General features: G+C 63.9%; 17 protein-coding genes. 3 read left to right on the top strand and 14 right to left on the bottom strand.

What is annotated here, in order from left to right:
• Positions 1 to 44: 44 nt before the first annotated feature.
• Positions 45 to 1,085 (bottom strand): NUDIX hydrolase, encoded by a 1,041-nt coding sequence (locus N826_RS01595; protein ID WP_244619390.1) that lies wholly within the window; start codon positions 1,083 to 1,085, stop codon positions 45 to 47.
• A 146-nt stretch (positions 1,086 to 1,231) separates the two neighbouring features.
• Here N826_RS01595 and N826_RS01590 point away from each other — a divergent pair, with 146 nt between their 5' ends.
• Entirely contained in the window at positions 1,232 to 2,284 is a 1,053-nt protein-coding gene (locus N826_RS01590) for a tartrate dehydrogenase (RefSeq protein WP_044425549.1), read from the top strand.
• Between the two features lie 66 nt (positions 2,285 to 2,350).
• Here N826_RS01590 and N826_RS01585 read toward each other — a convergent pair whose 3' ends face one another.
• The 3 genes from N826_RS01585 to N826_RS01575 all read right to left on the bottom strand — a co-directional run bounded on the left by N826_RS01585 (position 2,351) and on the right by N826_RS01575 (position 6,087).
• The gene (locus N826_RS01585; RefSeq protein WP_044425548.1) at positions 2,351 to 2,626 is read right to left on the bottom strand and encodes a hypothetical protein; all 276 of its coding nucleotides are present in this window, start codon (positions 2,624 to 2,626) and stop codon (positions 2,351 to 2,353) included.
• Positions 2,627 to 2,818: 192 nt separating this feature from the next.
• Positions 2,819 to 5,215 carry a mechanosensitive ion channel domain-containing protein gene (locus tag N826_RS01580; RefSeq protein WP_169789272.1) on the bottom strand — a complete coding sequence of 799 codons (2,397 nt, stop codon included), beginning with the start codon at positions 5,213 to 5,215 and terminating at the stop codon, positions 2,819 to 2,821.
• Positions 5,216 to 5,406: 191 nt separating this feature from the next.
• Complete coding sequence (locus N826_RS01575; RefSeq protein ID WP_044425856.1) at positions 5,407 to 6,087, bottom strand: LuxR C-terminal-related transcriptional regulator; 681 nt, start codon at positions 6,085 to 6,087, stop codon at positions 5,407 to 5,409.
• Between the two features lie 725 nt (positions 6,088 to 6,812).
• Here N826_RS01575 and N826_RS39575 point away from each other — a divergent pair.
• Positions 6,813 to 7,610 (top strand): cell wall hydrolase, encoded by a 798-nt coding sequence (locus N826_RS39575; protein ID WP_052830744.1) that lies wholly within the window; start codon positions 6,813 to 6,815, stop codon positions 7,608 to 7,610.
• 229 nt (positions 7,611 to 7,839) lie between these two features.
• On the opposite strand, the gene N826_RS01565 is transcribed toward N826_RS39575, so the two are convergent.
• The 3 genes from N826_RS01565 to N826_RS01555 all read right to left on the bottom strand — a co-directional run bounded on the left by N826_RS01565 (position 7,840) and on the right by N826_RS01555 (position 11,583).
• The gene (locus N826_RS01565) at positions 7,840 to 8,883 is read right to left on the bottom strand and encodes a HEAT repeat domain-containing protein (protein ID WP_044425546.1); all 1,044 of its coding nucleotides are present in this window, start codon (positions 8,881 to 8,883) and stop codon (positions 7,840 to 7,842) included.
• A 69-nt stretch (positions 8,884 to 8,952) separates the two neighbouring features.
• Positions 8,953 to 11,184, bottom strand: a complete 2,232-nt coding sequence (recD2, locus tag N826_RS01560) for an SF1B family DNA helicase RecD2 (RefSeq protein WP_425600595.1) — start codon at positions 11,182 to 11,184, stop codon at positions 8,953 to 8,955.
• Positions 11,185 to 11,199: 15 nt separating this feature from the next.
• Positions 11,200 to 11,583, bottom strand: a complete 384-nt coding sequence (locus tag N826_RS01555) for a hypothetical protein (protein WP_044425545.1) — start codon at positions 11,581 to 11,583, stop codon at positions 11,200 to 11,202.
• Between the two features lie 250 nt (positions 11,584 to 11,833).
• Here N826_RS01555 and N826_RS01550 point away from each other — a divergent pair, with 250 nt between their 5' ends.
• Complete coding sequence (locus N826_RS01550) at positions 11,834 to 12,094, top strand: hypothetical protein (RefSeq protein WP_044425544.1); 261 nt, start codon at positions 11,834 to 11,836, stop codon at positions 12,092 to 12,094.
• An 83-nt stretch (positions 12,095 to 12,177) separates the two neighbouring features.
• Here the strand turns inward: N826_RS01550 and N826_RS01545 are convergent, their stop codons facing one another.
• The 7 genes from N826_RS01545 to N826_RS01515 all read right to left on the bottom strand — a co-directional run bounded on the left by N826_RS01545 (position 12,178) and on the right by N826_RS01515 (position 17,580).
• Positions 12,178 to 12,525 (bottom strand): hypothetical protein, encoded by a 348-nt coding sequence (locus N826_RS01545; protein ID WP_244619391.1) that lies wholly within the window; start codon positions 12,523 to 12,525, stop codon positions 12,178 to 12,180.
• Positions 12,522 to 12,845, bottom strand: coding sequence for a hypothetical protein (locus tag N826_RS01540; RefSeq protein ID WP_244619392.1), 324 nt, complete (start codon positions 12,843 to 12,845; stop codon positions 12,522 to 12,524). The genes N826_RS01545 and N826_RS01540 overlap by 4 nt, the downstream gene beginning before the upstream one ends.
• A gap of 99 nt (positions 12,846 to 12,944) precedes the next feature.
• A complete protein-coding gene (gene ssb, locus N826_RS01535) occupies positions 12,945 to 13,355 on the bottom strand; it encodes a single-stranded DNA-binding protein (protein ID WP_052830743.1) in 411 nt (136 codons plus the stop codon).
• Positions 13,356 to 13,386: 31 nt separating this feature from the next.
• Positions 13,387 to 14,181, bottom strand: coding sequence for a hypothetical protein (locus N826_RS01530; RefSeq protein ID WP_244619393.1), 795 nt, complete (start codon positions 14,179 to 14,181; stop codon positions 13,387 to 13,389).
• A 36-nt stretch (positions 14,182 to 14,217) separates the two neighbouring features.
• Positions 14,218 to 15,129, bottom strand: coding sequence for a YqaJ viral recombinase family protein (locus N826_RS01525; protein ID WP_084720404.1), 912 nt, complete (start codon positions 15,127 to 15,129; stop codon positions 14,218 to 14,220).
• A gap of 187 nt (positions 15,130 to 15,316) precedes the next feature.
• Positions 15,317 to 15,967 (bottom strand): helix-turn-helix domain-containing protein, encoded by a 651-nt coding sequence (locus tag N826_RS01520; protein ID WP_044425543.1) that lies wholly within the window; start codon positions 15,965 to 15,967, stop codon positions 15,317 to 15,319.
• 212 nt (positions 15,968 to 16,179) lie between these two features.
• Entirely contained in the window at positions 16,180 to 17,580 is a 1,401-nt protein-coding gene (locus N826_RS01515) for a methyl-accepting chemotaxis protein (protein ID WP_044425542.1), read from the bottom strand.
• Positions 17,581 to 17,589 lie beyond the last annotated feature (9 nt).

Raw genomic sequence — 17,589 nt, 5'->3', positions numbered from 1 at the left:
CGGATCTGCAAAGCAGATCGTCGGCGGCGGCCTGCGCCGCAAGTTCAGTCGGCGGCGCGGACCGCCGGAACGCCGACGCCGGAGGAGGTTCGCTCCCGCAGGACTTCCCGGCGGAAGCGGAACAGTTCGGCTGGGCGGCCACGGCTCAAGGTTTCCACTTGGCCGGTCGGCTCGACCAGTCCGCCGGAAGCGACCAGCCGGCGGAAGTTCTGCTTGTGGAGGCCGACGCCCGACAGCGCCTCGACGACCTGCTGAAGGCGGAACAAGGTGAAGGTCGGCGGCAGCAGTTCGAACACCAGCGGGCGGTATTTCAGCTTGCCGCGCAGCCGGCCCAGCGCCGCCGCCAGGAAGCGCCGGTTGTCCGATGCCATCGGCTTGCCGAGCGCCTTCGGCGTTTCCGACGAACGCTGGGTGATGGGGTCCGCCTTGCCCGCCGCCCTAATAGCATCGCGGTCGCGCTGGGCTTCGACTACCAGGCCCGCTTCGTACAGCAATTCGTAACGCTCCAGCGCGCGCTCGAAGTCCCAGGCGGTGTCTTCCACACCGCTGCCGAAGCTGAGGCCGACGCGCTCGGTCCGCAGGTCGCGGGCCGCCTCGTCGCGCGACGTGTCGATCCAGCGCCGGAGGGCCGGACGGATTACTCGGTCGACCAGTGGCGGCCGGCCGTCGCGCCAATCCTCCCAGGGCAGGAACTCGTACCAGTCGCGCCACTCAGCACCACCGGTCCCCGACAAGGGCGCTTCCCGTACCAGTGCCAAGTATCCGACCGAGACGACTCGGGGGCCACCGGTCAGCTCGCCATGGTCGCGATAACGATCGCCGAAGGTGTAGAGCTGCTCGACGTACCGCAAAGGCAGCCCAGTCTGCTGCTCCACCCAATCGCGCAGACCGCTTTCCAGCGTTCTGTGCTGTTGAGGGTCGAACGGGCCGAACGGCAGCGAGTCGCGATGGGGAGCGGGCATGCCCTCGACTACCGGGTCACCGGCCGGCGCGGTAGGTGGGACCTGACGAACGACCAGGACTCGCGGCGTTTCGCCGGTCACCGCGACACCCACCGCGGTCAGCCCGATCATCGTCGCATCCATGCCGTCAGCCCCTCGCCGTTGTCAGTAGAAATGGGTGTGTGGCAGCGGCGGGACCAATTTACAAGCGCGGCCGGAGCGAATTGCGGCTTTACCGATCGTGGGCCAGCGCGTTCATATGTCGCGACAAAAAAGGAGGGAGCCAGCAAATGGCGAAGTACAGGATTGCCGTCATCCCGGGTGACGGTATCGGCAAGGAAGTGATGCCGGAAGGGATACGGGTGGTCGATGCCGTCGCCGCACGTTTCGGCATCGAGTTTACGTGGGATCACCTGGACTGGAGCTGCGACCGGTATCACAGCGCCGGCAGCATGATGCCGAAGGACGGCCTCGACGGGATCAAGGGACACGACGCGATCTATCTGGGCGCCGTGGGCTGGCCCACGGTGCCGGACCACGTCTCCCTGTGGGAGCTTCTGATCCCGATCAGGCGGAACTTCCAGCAATACGTGAACCTGCGGCCGGTGCGACTGTTCGAAGGCGTCCCCTGCCCGCTCGCCGGACGGCCGGATATCGACTTCTGGATCGTGCGGGAAAACAACGAGGGAGAATATTCGGAGATCGGCGGGCGTCTCTATCCCGGCACCGATAACGAGATGGCTATCCAGGAGAATGTGTTCACCCGGCGCGGCGTGGACCGGATACTGCGCTACGCCTACGATCTGGCGCAGTCACGGCCGAAGAAGCACCTGACTTCGGCGACCAAGTCGAACGGCATCATCCACACGATGCCGTTCTGGGACGAGCGGGTGAAGGCGATGAGCGAGGCTTATCCGGAAGTCAGGACCGACCAGTATCACATCGACATCCTGACGGCGCATTTCGTGCGCAACCCGTCGCGCTTCGACGTGGTGGTCGGCAGCAACCTGTTCGGCGACATCCTGTCGGACCTGGGGCCGGCGGTGACCGGAACCATCGGGATAGCGCCCTCGGCCAACATCAATCCGGAACGCGATTTCCCGTCGATGTTCGAGCCGGTCCACGGCTCGGCACCCGATATCGCCGGCAAGGGCATCGCGAACCCGATCGGCCAGATCTGGTCAGGTGCCATGATGCTGGACCATCTAGGCCACAAGGACGCCGGACAGGTCATCGTCCGGGCGATAGAGAAGGTCCTTACCCAGCCGGAACTCCTGACCCCCGACATGGGTGGAAACGCTACGACGGAGCAACTGGGCAAGGCCATCGCCGACGCGCTCTGAGGACGCTTGCACCAGGAATGGCCGACTCGGCGGCGGGGTGGTCCCGCCGCCGGATCGGCACTCCGCCTAACGCTTCTCGTCGTCCAGGACGACATAGTCGACGTCGTTCAGGATCTGAGCGCCGTCTGCGGCGCGCTGCGGCTGCGGGCGCACCGGTACCGGACGCCGGACGAACAGGCTCAGGACCGAACGGACCGCCGTCAGGCCAAGCATCAGAGCCAGCAGCATAAGCGAAAGCGGCAGTGCCAGAAGCAGCAGGACCGGCACCACAAGCTTCCGGAACCAGCCCGGAACAACCGGATGCCGCGGCTCGAAGTTGAAGAATGGCTCGGAAGCGTACATGGCAGACCAGTCCTTGTTTAATCGGGCGGCCTGCCGCATCGGATACGGCCGGCCGTCGGTGCATAAGACATGAGCGGTATGGCCAAAGTAGGGCAATCGACGTGAGATCCGCATTACGGGCCGATGAATTCGGTGTAATGGACGGGATGGCAGCCGAGTTCTTCACGGACGAGTGTTTTTGTACGCTTCGTTTCAGGCGATCCCGATCCCCTTGCTCTGGAACGCCTCGACGATAGCGAATCGCAGGTCGCTGGCCGTCGCCAGGTAGAAGTCCACATCGCGGACGAAGCAGCGGAGTTCGAAGTTCATCGTGCTGCCGTTGAAGTCCTGGAAGACGACGAAGGCGCTGGGGGAACTTGCGACCTGACGGTGGGCGTTGGCGCAGGACAGCAGGGTTTCGCGCACCAGCTTCAGGTCGGAGCCCGCCTTGACGCCTACCTTGATGTCGACTCGTCCGAACTTGTCCTTGAAGGTCCAGTTGAGCACTGCCTTGGACACCAGTTCCGAGTTCGGAATGATTACCGACGCCCGCTGGAACGTTTGGAGCTCGGTGGCGCGGACGCTGATCCGCTTCACCACGCCTTCCCTGTCGCCGACGATCACCCAGTCCCCGACCTTGATCGGCCGCTCGACCAGCAGGATCAGCCCAGCGGCGAAGTTGCTGACGACGTTCTGAAGACCGAAGCCGATACCGACGGATAACGCACCCGCTACCAGGGCGAGGTTGGAGAGATCGAGGCCGAGGGCGCCGATCGCGACCAGCATCGCCATGATGAAACCGAAATACCCGACCCCGGTCCGAATCGAGTTCTGGACCCCAAGGTCGATCTGGAGCCGCTGAAGCACCCTGACATCCAGCATCCGCTGGATGTAGCGCGTTACCATGACAGCCAGCGAGAACAGCAGGGATGCCGCCATCATGTCGGCAGGCGCCAGCCGGACACCGCCGACCGTCACGCCATGCATGAAGGCCGCGAACATTCCCTGAAGCTCAGCCCAGTCGATGCCGCTCAAAGGCAGCAGCAGGGCTCCGCCAGCCGCGATCAATAGCGCATCGATCAGGACGCGCCCGATCCAGCTTGCGGCTTCCACGCCTTTCCGGGACCGCACCAGCAGCAGGCGGACTTCGGCGGCCAGCCCTTCCTCGCAGTCCATCGCCATGCTCAGCAGTTCGCGGGCGACTCCGCGGATCAGCAGCAGGATGCCGGCAGCCGCGACCGTCGCGAGCGAGAGCTGAGCGACATAGATCGAGAAGTTGCGATAGCCGGCCAGCGAAGCTCCGAGGGCTATGAGAGATGCCGCACCGGCCAGATAGCGGAGGTCGATCCAGGACACGCGAAAAGCGCCAGGCGACGCGGCGCTGGGCATTGCCGACGCGTCGCTGATGGCGCTTTCCGTCGATGTCTCCCGCTCGATCGGCAAGGTGCGCCACAACTTGCCCGGAAGAAGCGGCAGGATGGTAGCGGTGGCCAGGAACAATGCCGCGAAACCTGTCACCGACTGAAGTTCGGGAGGCGACAGCAGCCTGCTCTGAAGCGCGATGGAAGCGCCCGCGACAGCACTGCCCAACGCGAACAGGGTGATCCGCCAAGTCAGGCGGCAGGCCGACGCGGGATCGATCCCGTGCAGCCGCCAGTCCGGTCGGTTCGGCGCCAGGACGGCGTTGCCCAGTCCCGAAAAGAACAGATAGATCGAGATACCGCCGGACGCCGCGATCGTAAAGGCATGGAGGGGTGCCGTCTTGCCGTCGCTGCCGAGTGTCGCCAGGACCGCCATGGTCACGCCCAGCACCGGCAGGACGGTCAGCAGGCAGCGGCCGGCGGCCTCGGCCGCCATCGCCATGATGCGCTGGCGGCGGGTGGGGGGTGCAGCCGGTGTAACGCCGTGGCCGAGCCGGGCCCTCAGCCGCCTGCGCAGCGGCCAAGCGACGCCGACGGCAAGGAAGAAGGCGCCGGTCAGCTCGATCGTGTGCTCCCGCCATGCCTGCTTCGCCATCGCGGCGTCGAAGGCACGGGCGACCCGGTCGCGAAGGAACTCGACCTGGGCCGGCAAGCCGGCCCAGGTTTCCGGAGCGAGCGGCAAGACGCTCCGGAGCATCAGCGCTTCGGTGAACTGCCGCATCCGCTTGTCGGAGGCCGACTCGGTCAGCATGTCCGCCTTGGTGGCCATCAACTCGGCCTGACGGCGATGCCCGTCGAGTTCAGCGATGATCCTGGTCAGGCGTGTCCGGTCGGCGGCGACAGCCGGAGACTCCGGCGGCGCACCGTCGACCGGAGCACTCCCCAGGGCATCGGCGAGTTGCTGGTTGTCGCGGAGTTCATCGGAGGTTCCTGCCGAAACCCGGCGCGCCTCTTCCGACACGGAAGCCAATCCGGCGCGCAGTTCCTCATATTCGGCATCGTCGAGGCTGCCCCGGCTCAGCCGCCCCGCGATCTTGTCGAGGGCGGTCTGCCAGCCGGCGAGCATGGCCTTGAAATCGGATGACGGCGCCTGCGCCGAAACAGTTGCGGGCAAGCAGCCGAGAATAACAATGAAGACGGCAATCCGTAGAACCTGAGCCAGGCGAACCGGCCAGTCGGAGAAAAGCATGCGCATCGAACCCCGGTACGTCGTATGGGGAGATCCGGAACAATCCGGATGCGCAGCCTTATCATACTAAATAGGTAGTTCCGGCAATCTTATAGAGAGAATGTAAAATTTATTTTTGGGAAGCATTCAACTCGGCGGGCCGGACGGCGCCGCGGATGCGACGCCCGACCCGTACCGAAGAAACCGCAATATCAGGCGGAGACAGCCTGCAGGCGTCGGGTGGCGGGCATGTCGCCGTTCATCGACTGCTCGGGGATGATGCCGTTGTTCATGGCCCAGATCGCGGCCTGGGTACGGTTGTTGACGTCGATCTTCCGCAGCAGGGTCTTGAGATGAACCTTGACCGTCGCTTCGGTTATACCGAGGCGGTTGGCGATCAGCTTGTTGCTGGCGCCCATCACGAGGTGCTGGAGGATCTCGCGTTCACGGGCAGACAGGCCGCGCCAGGAGCCCTGGGGAGCGGGGGCGGAGATCTGGGACAGCAGCAGCGCCGCGAGGTTGGTCGGGAACACCTTCTCGCCGATCACGACGAGCTGGAGCGACTGGATCAGCGCTTCCGGCGAAACATCCTTCAGCAGGTAGCCGTCGGCACCGGCGCCCATGGCGGCCTTGAGCCGGTCGGCCGACAGTTCCGAGGCCAGGACGACGATCCGGGAATGCGGGAAACCGGCGCGCAAGGCTGCCAGGGTTTCGTCGGCATCGGCCGGATAATCGACGATCACAAGCTTGCAGGACTGCACATCGGCCGCCACGGCGTCGTCGATGGAGGCATATTCGCTGCTTAGACGAAAGGGGCTACCTGCCAGCAGGTGTTTGATGCCTTCACGGAACAAACGATTAGGCTCGATCAGAATAGTGTCTTGTTCGGTCATCTCGAAATCCCTCAATTCAGCGCATTGGTTCTTCATCTGCGAGCCTTGAATCCGCAAGAAAGTGCGTTTTCAGGCCGTTGGAGGCATTTGAACCCGCTCATTACGAGGGGTGTGTACCTCTCTTGAGCGCATAATGCTTGCTGCCTTTGTTGTGGTCAACATTTGTTTAACGGCTTTTTAACCGCTTTTTCGGATAGGTCCACGCGCCAGCGTTTACTTCCACCGGCCTATTACTCCCTCCGATGCTACGACGAAGGCAGGACTCAAGGCGCTGTCCGGCAGAGTGCCGCAGCATCCGGCGTGTCCGTTGGGGTGCCTGTGACGATTCAGCGGTGACCGGTCGGAGTGCCCGACGATCGGAGCTGAGTCTTCACCCCAAGCCGATAGAAAGCAGCGCGCATACCAAAATAGCGGTAACCGCTCCGGCCATCAAATAGACCGGCGGGAGCCCATCGGTGTTGCGACTTTTGTTGGTTTTCATCGTGACCTCCAGCGTCCGGCTGTTGTGACACGTTGTGACTTATGGAAAATTTATCTTAGCTCCTGGAATAATCAACCGGCAACGAAATCCCGCAATTTAGGGCAGTCCGCCTGCCCGATCGGACAGTCCGCCATACCTTGAGCGACCGGAACAAGCATGTCCGGGCGTTGTTCTGGAAAATGCCGATGCGGCACCGACCGGTACCCGCAGTTCCCCGGACAAAACCCGACAGGATGCCCGTTCCATGCTCACCCCCGAATGGACTCCGCTGCTGACCGTGATCCAGATGATTTCCGCAGTGGCTTCGTGGCATCCGGAAGCGGCAGGTCTGGACCGGCAGGATACCTTGTGCATGGCGCGAAACATCTACTTCGAGGCGCGTGGCGAAGGGCCGCGAGGCCAGTACGCCGTTGCCGCCGTCACCCTGAACAGGGTGCGCGACAAGCGATGGTCCGAGGGGATCTGCGGAGTCGTATATCAGAAAAAGCAGTTTTCCTGGACCAATACCCGACCGATGTCACAACCGGCCGAGATCAAGGATCGGGATGCGTGGCACAGGGCGGCGGAAGTCGCCGTGCTCTCGCTGACCGGCTTGGCACCGGATTACAGCCAGGGTGCCACCCACTACGTGGCGCCAAAGCGACTGAGGCGGATGCCAGTCTGGACGACGGCGATGGCGGTCAGCCACCGGATCGACGGGCACGTCTTCTTCGCTGATCGGAAGCCGGGAACGAAGGCATCGATGCCGCGCGGACCACAACGCAACGCACCCCGAATTGCTGTGGTTGCCGTGGACGAGCCCGGTGGACCGGTAACAGTGGCGCCGTCGCTCGTTGCGGAGACACGCATGCTGATCGAACGGCGTACGATCCGGCAGAACTGCGGATCTCTCCGCGTGCTGCCCCTTCTCAGCGCCGACGCGGCGGTACTCCCGGACCGGCGCAGCAGGCGGAACGCGCCTTCCGATCCCTGGAACGATCCACTGGGAACATCGATGGAGCGCAGGCTCAGGACGGGTGCGCGCCGGTTGGCAACGGCTTGATAGTTGCCAATGAAGCACATGGGCATACTGAACCAAAGTATTGGTGACCTAAAGTAGCGTTGTGCGATGCAAGAATGAGGGTATCGTAAAAGTGTGGGTATCGCCCGGCGGTGCTCACTACTTGGTCGGTCCGTAGGGCCGTTCCATTTATCCGGCGTCTCCCAGACGCGAAGCCTCCCTGTTCAACTCGCCGGGTCTTCGAGACCCGGCGGATTTTTTCTGTATTTGCTTACCATTCCGGCGACGCATCGAAGCTTTTGAGAGCCGCTTCGGCCGCTTCGATCACCTCGGCGTCGGAATCCCGGGTCAAGGCCCCCAGTGCCGGGACGATCCGGTCGTCCTCGTGGCGCCCAAGGGCTTCGATCACGGCGAGGCGAACGACGGGGCGGCCGTCCCTGCTCAGCCGGATAAGCTGAGCGACGGCGTTCGGCGTCTCCATGGCGCCCAGTGCCGCGACGATGGCGCAACGCCCCTCCTCGTCGCAGCGCTCGGCGGCACGGGCCAGCTTGACCGGAGTGTCGTCGTCGGCCACCGCGATCAGAGCCTGGGCCACCAGGGGAATGTCGATCGGGGTGGCCCGGTCCAGCAGTTCCTCGAGCGGTTCCCGCGCCGGCTTGTATCCTAGCGCTCCCAGCGCCAGACGGGCCGACTTGGCGACACCCCGGTCCAGGTCCGACAGCAGGGGCTCCAGCAATTTGGTATCCTCGCGCCGATGGAGCGAAGCCGCCAGGGCGCAGGCCGCCTGCCGCACGATCGGCGCTTCATGGCCGAGACCTGCCGGTATCAGGTCGGCGCCCTGGCGGCAGCGCAGTTTGCCGAAGCAGTCCAGAGCCGCCACGGTGGAAGCCGGGCTGAACAGCCCCCGTCGGATCAGGTCGATCAGGGGCACCGCTGCCGACGCTGGGCCGATCTTCGCCAGCGCGTCCAACGCCGCCGCGACCTCCGCCGCCGGCTGTCGAGCGTCGAACCCGGCGAAGCGCCGGCACGTGCGGATCAGGAGCGGTACGGCACGCGGTTCGCCGCGCTCCCCCAGTTCGACGATGGAGGCGACCAGCGGCGGGTCGTCCGGCGGTTCGGCGTAGAGGTGGAGGTTGAGAGCGTCCAGCAAGTGGTCGGTCGGCCACTCGCCGATCGGGCGCAGGGGAACGCCTTCCGCGGCCGAGGGCTCGGGTGACGGTCCGGACGACGCCACGGACGACGGCTCGACAGGCGGAATCGTCCCCTGCCTTTGCGCGAAGAGGTCTAGCTGGTTGGTCTCGCGGCGCTTCTTCAACCGGCCAACCCTGGATTTTGAGGTACGTTTCACAGCCGGGCGGATTGGAAGCAAGCCGCCGGGTCATTGTCAATGATTAGCTGAAGTCAGCCAGTCCCCCAGCTTCGACCAGCGCCGCCTGCTCTGGTTCCCCTTGACGGCCATCGCCATGGCCTTGCGCTGTCCCACGATGACGACGAGGCGCTTGCCGCGCGTGATCCCGGTATAGACGAGGTTGCGCTGAAGCATCGTATAATGCTGCATCGTCAGCGGCAGGACGACGGCGGGATATTCCGATCCCTGCGACTTGTGGATCGTGGTGGCATAGGCCAGCACGACCTGATCCAGTTCGCCCGCGTCGTAGGCGACTTCGCGCCCGTCGAACTCGATCAGCAGCGAATTGTCCTCGGCGTCGATCTTGCTGACCACGCCGAGGTCGCCGTTGTAGACTTCCTTGTCGTAGTCGTTCTCGATCTGCATGACCTTGTCGCCCTCGCAGAACGTCCAGCCGAATCGCTCGATCCGGGGATCGCGCGGCGGGTTGAGGACTTTCTGGAGTTCGATGTTGAGCGAGCGGGCGCCCATACCGCCCCGGTTCATCGGGCACAGGATCTGGATATCGCGCACCGGGTCAAGGCCGAACCGGCGGGGGATGCGGTCGCGGACCATGTGGATCAGCTTCCGCACGCCATCCTCGGGATCGGCGGCATCGACGAAGTAGAAATCGGTCAGGCCATCGCCGGCCGGTGGCGGTTCCGGCATCAGGCCCTGGTTGACGCGGTGAGCATTGACGATGATCCGGCTCTCCGCTGCCTGCCTGAACACCTCCGTCAACCGCACCACCGGCAGCGCCCCGGAATTGATGACGTCGGCAAGCACCTGTCCGGGACCCACGGATGGCAGCTGATCGACGTCGCCGACCAGCAGGACCGCCGACTGGCTGGGCACGGCGCGGAGCAGAGCATTCATCAGGGGCACGTCGACCATCGACGTCTCGTCAATCACCAGCAGGTCGCATTCCAGCGGCTGCATCTCGTTCCGCTTGAAGCCGCCATGGGCGGGATCGACCTCGAGCAGGCGGTGGATCGTCCTGGCTTCCAGGCCAGTGCTTTCGGTCAGGCGCTTGGCGGCCCGACCGGTCGGAGCCGCCAGCGCCAACTTCAGGCCCTTGACCGCCAGTATCTTCAGGATGGAATTGACCAGCGTCGTCTTGCCCACACCCGGACCGCCGGTGATCACCAGGAGCTTGGACGAGACCGCCAGCCGGACGGCGGTGCGCTGGCTTTCCGCCAGGGTCAGGCCGGTACGGCCCTCGACCCACGGGATAGCGGCGTCGGCATCGATGCCGCCCCAGGGCGGAGTTCCCGCCGCCAGATCGAGCAGGCGCATGGCGATGTTCTGTTCGGACCGGTAGAGACCGCTCAGGAAGACCGCGTCGCGCCCATCCAGCCGGTCGGCGACCACGGTCCCGTCGGCCAGTTCGAGCGCTATCGCGTCCTCGATCAGCGCCTGGGGAATTTCCAGAAGCTTTTCGGCCAAGGTCACCAACTCGTCGCGCGGAAAGCCGCAGTGCCCCTCGTCCATCGCTTCGGCCAGGGCATAGGCGATACCGGCGCGTGCCCGCACCATCGCGGTCTTCTCGATACCGAGGCGGGCAGCGACGGCATCGGCGGTGATGAAGCCGATGCCCCGGATGTCGCGCGCCAGCCGGTAGGGGTTCTCGGAGATGAGCTGGATCGCATCGGCGCCGTAGGTCTTGAAGATGCGGACGGAGCGCGACGTGCCGACGCCGTGGGAGTGCAGGAACAGCATGATTTCCCGGATCACCTTCTGGTCCGCCCAACCGGAGATGATCCGCTTGACGCGGACGGGGCCAATGCCCGGGACCTCGCGCAGCCGGTCCGCCTCCCGCTCGATCACGTCGAAGACATCCGTGCCGAAGGCCTTGACCAGCTTCTTGGCATAAACCGGGCCGATCCCCCGGATCATGCCGGAGCCGAGATACTTCTCGATGCCCTCCGCCGTGGTCGGCATCGTCGTGCGCAGGAAGCCGGCCTTGAACTGGAGGCCGTGGGTGCGGTCGTTGTTCCAAGAGCCCGTCGCCTGGACGAACTCCCCCGCCGAGATCGACGCGGCGTGGCCGACGACGGTGATCAGGTCGCGATGGCCACGCGCCTTGATGCGGAGGACACAGAACCCGTTCTCCGCATTGTGAAAGGTCACCCGTTCGACCAGACCCGCCAGTACTTCCCGGTCGGGCGCTGCGGGCGCAGTCGATTTGGTCCCTGGTCCCACCCTCGGCTGAACCGCTGCTGTTGCCACCGCTGTCATTGCATCCTAACCGGAAAGAGCTTCGGCATGTTGCCGGGATTTGGCACGGCGGCGAGGAACGGGCTTTACTTCCGGCAACTTGGCTTGCGGAAGCTTGACTTGTGGTAATACGGCGGCTGCCGGCTCCGGCGGAGCGGCGGCGGGCTGAGTGATGCCGGCATAGCGCTCCATGATCTCACGCACCGCCTTCTCGTGACGGCGCTCGAGGTCGTTGCGGGAAAGCGCCAGCAGATGCCGAGCCTTCTTTTGCTGGATCAGGATGCGCGCTTCCGCCACGGCGGCATCGTCTTCGAAGACCAGCCACAGCTTCAGCCGGCCGCGGGTAAGATTGAGGGCGTGCTCGACACGCATCGACACAGTGTCGGAAGGGCGGTTTTTCGTCGTTGCCATCATCTTTTCCAGGATTGAGCGCAATGAGGACCATGGAAGGTCCAGAAATAGATTATACGTTCATGATTTGTTCCAACCAAGAACAATGGAACGTCTTGAAAGATGTGCCAAAAACACCACATATAACCTGTCCCCGTAATGCTGCCTTCAAGGCTCCAAAGCCCCGCCGCCGTCCTATCGGATGTGCGGCTCGCGCCGGCCTGCGGCATGTCTGTTCCGGGGTTTCGGACCTCGCTGCGGAGAAACGATCATGCGGTATCTTCCAACCATCCAGCTCACGTCGCAGATATCCATGCTGATGTCGGAAGGAGCCCTGCGGCTACAGCCGGGCCAGTGGGTCACGGGCGACAAGGGCATCGGACGATATCTACGGACCGATCACAGGACCGGCACCACCTATGTTAGCTGGGTCAGGCCCGGTGACGACTGGGAAACGCAGTCGCAACGGTTCCACCGCGCCTGCATGAAGGGTTATGTCGGCAAGTATGCCTCGCGCTACGAAGGTCTGTAGCCGGCACGTCTTGGCGGCCGTAGACTTCGAAGCAGCAGGCTCACGATCGACCTACCCTCTTCCAAGGCGGAAGAGGCCAATCCTCATTCGGCGGCGACCTCGTAACGTTCCTCGTGCCGGGGAACGACTCCCAGGGTCATGCCGACTTCCTCGTTGGTCATGGCCTTTGGGAACGAGGCGACATAGCGGTCGAGTGCCGCGATGCAGTCGGCGACGGAACCGGCGCCTACCGCCTTGCAGTCCTCGAAGGCATAGGGCGTCGGGCGAAACCAATGGGTGACGTAGCAACCGCCGTGTCCGTTGCCGGCACTCAGCGCCGCGGATTGATCGATAGTGAAAGCGAAGCGGCCTTCGAAGCCGATGCGGGCATGCGCCTCGCGCAGGCGCTTCTGAAGCTGTTCCAGCGTCATCTCGGATGTCTTTCTCATCATGCGGCCTCGTCCATGCTGCCGTCGATGCGGTGGCGCGCCCAGTCGGCGTCGTCCCAGAGCGCTTGACTGACGGCACGCAGATGGCGGGCGAGCGCCGGCTTGGTATCGGGCCGGACCAGACGGTCCAGGTGGCAGGCAAGCCCTTTCGCTTCGGCGTGAACCCAGCGGGCGAACCGGCGGTCACGTTCAGCGGCAGACCGATACCAGCGCGGCATCTGGTCGAAGGAGCTTTCCAGTTCGTCTTCCCAGGCGGTGCGCGTCAGCAGACCACTGGGGGAGCGGTAGATTTCGCCGATGTCGGCGTTGTCGGTCATGGTCATGCGAGGGGTCCTCCAGTGAGGCTTCCTCCGGGCGCGGAGCTGCATTTATGCAATGATATCAAGATGGTGACTCCGCCGAAAAATGCGATATCGCACCCATCAAAACGGCAGTTCATCGAAGGCGAATCTCTTGTCGAATACCGGCTGGTTGGTCTCGACGCCGTCCACGGGTTCCTCATGCGGGCGGGCGCCCGACAGGACCTGGAAACGGCTGGTGAAACGGTCCAGCACGACCTCGGTCGAGTGGTTGTCCTTGCCGTCCCTGCCGCTCCAGCGGCGGGTCCGGATCTGACCTTCCAGCGCTACCAGGGTACCCTTGCGGGCACGGCGTTCGATCACGTCGACCAACCGCTCGTCCCAGACGACGACACGGTGCCACTCCGCGCGTTCCTCGCCCTTGGCGACTTCGCTGGTCGCAAGACTGAAGCTCGCCATGCGGCTGCCGCCGGCCGTGATGCTGATTTCCGGATCGCGGCCAAGGCGGCCGACGGCTATGAAGCGCTGATACATCGGGAATTCTCCTGACCGGCGGCAGGCGGCGTCAGGCCGCCTGCTGGTCGTTCTCGTGGCGTTTCAGGATCTCGTTCTTCTTCTGCGAAAAAGCGGAAATCATGCGGTTCTGCGCCGCCTTGTCGACCGAGCCGATTTCCCGGATCCGGGCGTTGATGCCGCTGCGCCACAAGTCGTCCAGCGCGTCCAGATCGGCTATGGCGTCCAGCTTCTCCTTCAGGTCGGCCTCGAACTTCTCGACCGCCGGGGGCTGAAGGTCCGGGTTGCTCTTGACCGTGTAGAAGACTTCCGATTCCTCGCGGTACTTGCTGTCGTCGAACTGGCCCAAATAGATGTCGGCGGCCAAGCCGACCTGGAGCATGCATTTGCCGATGGCGTCGGTCATCGACATCTTGAAGCATTCGTCGTCGGGACGCTCGGTACCGTCGCGGTTGCGGCGGACCATCTCGGTGCCGCCCCATTGCGGCCCGGTGAAATGCTTCTCGCCGCTCTGCGGATCGACGTACCAGACGCGGCAGCAGATGAAGACCATGCGCTCGGCGATCGTCCACTCCAGCTGTTCGTAGCCCCATCCCTTGCCGACCGGACCGAACACTTCGGTCATCATCTGGAGACGCCAAGCCGGATCGATCTGGGTGCCGCGGAAGCCGCCGGCCCGCTGGAACGGCTTGGTCGCCTTGGGGTCGGTCCGCTTCAGCGCGTTCCAGAACTCCATGTTATCGCGGACGGGGTTGTCACGCATGGCGTCGTCGCGCATGGGCACTTGGCCGCCGGCCGGGGCGTGTTCGGTTTCCGGCCCTTCGGCCGGCTTTGCAAAGCGTGGCATGCTGCGGTTCTCCAAGGCTCGATCAGGTCAGAAAGCTCAGTCGTTCAGCAGGTCGTAAGCTGGCTCCGAAGCCGGTTCAGGCAGCCAGGTTTCCGAGCGGTTCCGGTACTTGCGCGGCAGGTCGCCGAGCCGCAGCGACAGCTTGCCGTCCCGCGACCGGCTGAGGACGATTCCGCGAGCCGCCGGGTCGGACGGCGGCACGAAGGCAATGCGGGCACCCGCCGGCATCATCGCCTTCAACTCGGCCTCGGCCGCCCGGTACGCCTGTACCCGGTCGTGGTTGTCGCTCAGCACGCCGCCGACTGTGACGAAGCGGTTATGCATGGACATGTCGAGAACGGTCATTTCCTCGATATCGGGCGCTTCCACCGGCAACGGGTCACCGGGTTCGATATCGTTCTCGATATGCCACCAGAACGCCTGGATCGTTTCAAGCAACAGCCCGGCGTCCGAGTCGTTACGCTCGACCGTCAAGCAGGAATAACCGGTGGGGCGCAGGACGGACAGGATGCAGTGCGCGTAGCCGGACACCATCATCTGGTGCTGAAGCTGCCAGTAATATTTGGTCGCCAGATCCTCGTCGGTCTTGAAGCCGGAATGGAACTTGGCCTCAAGAATGGTGTCGGGCGGCTCCATCGGGTCGCGCGGAGGCGTTTCCCAGGTCATGAAGTCCAGGTTGGCGACGATGTGGTCGAACCTGGGATGCACATAGGTACGGTGATCGGCGGGATAGGCACCTATTCCTGTACGAAAAGTATAGAAGCGGGGGTGGAGATGTTCGGTCGCAATGCCGATCTGTACTGCCGGAACGAAGTCCAGCCGAGGCGGTGCCGCCTTGCCGGTCTTCTCAAGCCATAGAGCCGTCCAGTCGCCGCCCATGATGCGGACTGCGTCGCTGGACCCTATGCGCCCGGCCCGGAACTCTTTCTGGTCTTCGGACAATGCCATCTGTCGATCCCTGAGCCGCTGCACCTTCGCATCAGCGTCATCCCTATATGGGCATAGTTTCCCCAATGTTAACTGCGAAATCGCAATTAACCAAGAACAAAATGGGAACGAGATCGAGAAACCGACTCGGGCAAGTTTCCGAGTCGCCGCAGGCTGGAAAACCGGTGGTTATCGCCTCATGCCAGTATCAGACGACCGCCTCGGCGCGCAGCGGCCGGACGACGAGGATGGCGACGCCGACGACCTCGGCGCCTTCGGCGACCATGGGGCAGCAGTCGGGATCGGTGCTGATGGGTACCAGTTGAGGATGGTAGTAGCGATAGGCGCAGATCGAGTTTCCATCGACCGTGATCACCATGTCGCCCTTGCGGGGCGGCACTTGATCAACCGGCTCGATCACGATCTGGTCGCGCGGCAGCAAGCCGCCGGCATTCATGTGCAGCGAGTTGATCTGGAGAGCGAAGGCACGGGGCGATGTCGGATGGTCCAGCAGGACGCTTGGTCCACCGCCATTCAGCGCGGCGCTGACATAGTCCTGTGCGGCTGCACGCGACAGGGCCATCACCCTCAGGATCTGGTCATGGCTGAGTACGGGCACGCGGCAGGAGGGCGAAAGCTGCGTATTGGTCGACAGGAAGCGCGGTTCCGATCCGGCGGCGAAAGCCAGTTTTCCGATCGTTTCGGCGCTCGGCATGCTGGCGTTGCCCGGGTCCTTCAGAAAGCGCGTCAGGTTGGTCGCCGTGACGTCGGCGCGCCTGGCCCATGCGGAAGCCGTCCAGTCGCGCTCATCCATAACGGACTTCAGCCAGCGGTAGAGCGATAATCTAATCTGTTGCATCGGCCGAACCCCGTAGTGCGAAAACCGGCGGCACCATGATGGCGTCCATGCAAGTTCGCAAGGACAGGGCCGTCATTTGCAAGAAATCAGTGAATATTCCTGCAAACTCGCAGCCTCACCCCTGCTTTATAGGACACATTGCCAAGGTAACAGGATTTCGTTCGCGTTTGTTGCCAATAATTCCCCTGGTTTGACGACGTATCCGCCGCGAATCAGGAAGTCGACGCCGTATAGCCAAGCCTCAGGCCGCCCCAATGACGGCCCCCGACGGTAATCGGCGCCGAAACATCCTTCATCAGGCAGTACTGTCCACCCCCCATGTCCCGGCGGTAGGTCTGCAAAAGGAATGGCCGCGTATTGCGGCCGGCGGCCAGACCGACGCGGTCGTCGAAGATCCGCCGATTACGCCCGTTTGCCGTGTTCCAGGCGACATCGGCGCCATGAGGCTTGGAAAACTTCCTGTTATGGGTCGGCAGATAGCCGTTCCGGTCCACCGTCACGCAGAACACCATCCGCTTGTCGGACTCCAGCAGGGCCTCCTGTATCGGTGGCAGCATCGCGTCCGTGAAATCGGTGAAGCGCGATCGCAGCTGCTGTGGATCGGTGCCGGGGATGGGCTGGTAGGCTTCGTCGAACAGCGCGTCCTCGGTCAGCCTCCCGGAGCGGATCGCATCCTCGAAGAGAGCCGAGATGCGGCTGGCGGCGTTCTGCGCATGCCGGATGAAGGGAGTATCGATCGTCTCGACATCGAGTTCGGCGATGATCCCGATCAGCCTTTCGCTGACCCCAAGCAGCTTGTTGACTCTGTCGCGCGCGGAGTTCAGGTCGCTGCTGGAGAGCTGAACGTCGCCCGTCACGTCGGCGATGCGGGCTTCGAACGACCGCGACGTCTCGCCGATCACCATGGCGGCATCGTCGATCCGTCCGGTTTCCCGGTCGACCTCGACCATCGCGGTGCCGACCATGTCGATCATGGACCCCAGCGCCTGGGTGCCTGCTCCGACGGCCTTCGCCTTGACCATGCTCTCGCCACTCTCGGCAATCAGCAGGCGTGCCTGTTCGTTGAGAAACCGCAAGGTCGTGTCGATCTCGGCGGTGGCCTCGCCCGTCTTGCTGGCCAGAGCCTTCACCTCGCCGGCGACCACGGCGGATCCGCGTCCAGCCTCGCCCGCCCGTGCCGCCTCGATCGTCGCGTTCAATGCCAGCAGGTTGGTTTGCTTGGCGATCGCGTTGATCTCCTGGGCGACCTTGCCAATCCGGATCAGCGCTTCACGCAGGCCGGCAAGCTGACTTTCCATGCCGGTGACACCTTCGACCAGGGCGCCGATGTCGGTCAGCGAGGTCTTGAGACGGCCGCGCGACTGCTCCACTTCGGTCAGCGCTCCATGGGCGACCGAGCGCGCCGCCTTCGCGGCTGTGACGATATGGCTGCTGCTGCTCGTCACGCTGTGGGCGGCGCCACTCAGCCCGGCGAAGATCTCTGTCTTCTTCGCCATGCGCGAACTGACATCCTCGACGCTGCCCGCGACGTCGGCGATTTCGATCCCCAGCGTTCCCGCTTCCTGCGCTACCGCGCCGATGAGGAACGACTTACCGCTCAGCATGGTGTCCATAGGCTGGCA

It is taken from the genome of Skermanella aerolata KACC 11604 (assembly GCF_000936425.1).
GTDB classification, from domain to species: Bacteria; Pseudomonadota; Alphaproteobacteria; order Azospirillales; family Azospirillaceae; genus Skermanella; species Skermanella aerolata.
This window is presented reverse-complemented; position numbering and strand designations above follow the sequence as displayed.

Bases quoted from the DNA above. Each gene is read 5' to 3' on its own strand.
- N826_RS01580 (WP_169789272.1), bottom strand. From the start codon at position 5,215: ATGCTTTTCTCCGACTGGCCGGTTCGCCTGGCTCAGGTTCTACGGATT.
- N826_RS39575 (WP_052830744.1), top strand. From the start codon at position 6,813: ATGCTCACCCCCGAATGGACTCCGCTGCTGACCGTGATCCAGATGATT.
- N826_RS01525 (WP_084720404.1), bottom strand. From the start codon at position 15,129: ATGGCATTGTCCGAAGACCAGAAAGAGTTCCGGGCCGGGCGCATAGGG.
- N826_RS01555 (WP_044425545.1), bottom strand. From the start codon at position 11,583: ATGGCAACGACGAAAAACCGCCCTTCCGACACTGTGTCGATGCGTGTC.
- N826_RS01550 (WP_044425544.1), top strand. From the start codon at position 11,834: ATGCGGTATCTTCCAACCATCCAGCTCACGTCGCAGATATCCATGCTG.
- N826_RS01515 (WP_044425542.1), bottom strand. From the start codon at position 17,580: ATGGACACCATGCTGAGCGGTAAGTCGTTCCTCATCGGCGCGGTAGCG.
- N826_RS01520 (WP_044425543.1), bottom strand. From the start codon at position 15,967: ATGCAACAGATTAGATTATCGCTCTACCGCTGGCTGAAGTCCGTTATG.
- N826_RS01545 (WP_244619391.1), bottom strand. From the start codon at position 12,525: ATGATGAGAAAGACATCCGAGATGACGCTGGAACAGCTTCAGAAGCGC.
- N826_RS01595 (WP_244619390.1), bottom strand. From the start codon at position 1,085: ATGGATGCGACGATGATCGGGCTGACCGCGGTGGGTGTCGCGGTGACC.
- N826_RS01590 (WP_044425549.1), top strand. From the start codon at position 1,232: ATGGCGAAGTACAGGATTGCCGTCATCCCGGGTGACGGTATCGGCAAG.
- N826_RS01575 (WP_044425856.1), bottom strand. From the start codon at position 6,087: ATGACCGAACAAGACACTATTCTGATCGAGCCTAATCGTTTGTTCCGT.
- ssb (WP_052830743.1), bottom strand. From the start codon at position 13,355: ATGTATCAGCGCTTCATAGCCGTCGGCCGCCTTGGCCGCGATCCGGAA.
- N826_RS01530 (WP_244619393.1), bottom strand. From the start codon at position 14,181: ATGCCACGCTTTGCAAAGCCGGCCGAAGGGCCGGAAACCGAACACGCC.
- N826_RS01540 (WP_244619392.1), bottom strand. From the start codon at position 12,845: ATGACCATGACCGACAACGCCGACATCGGCGAAATCTACCGCTCCCCC.
- N826_RS01585 (WP_044425548.1), bottom strand. From the start codon at position 2,626: ATGTACGCTTCCGAGCCATTCTTCAACTTCGAGCCGCGGCATCCGGTT.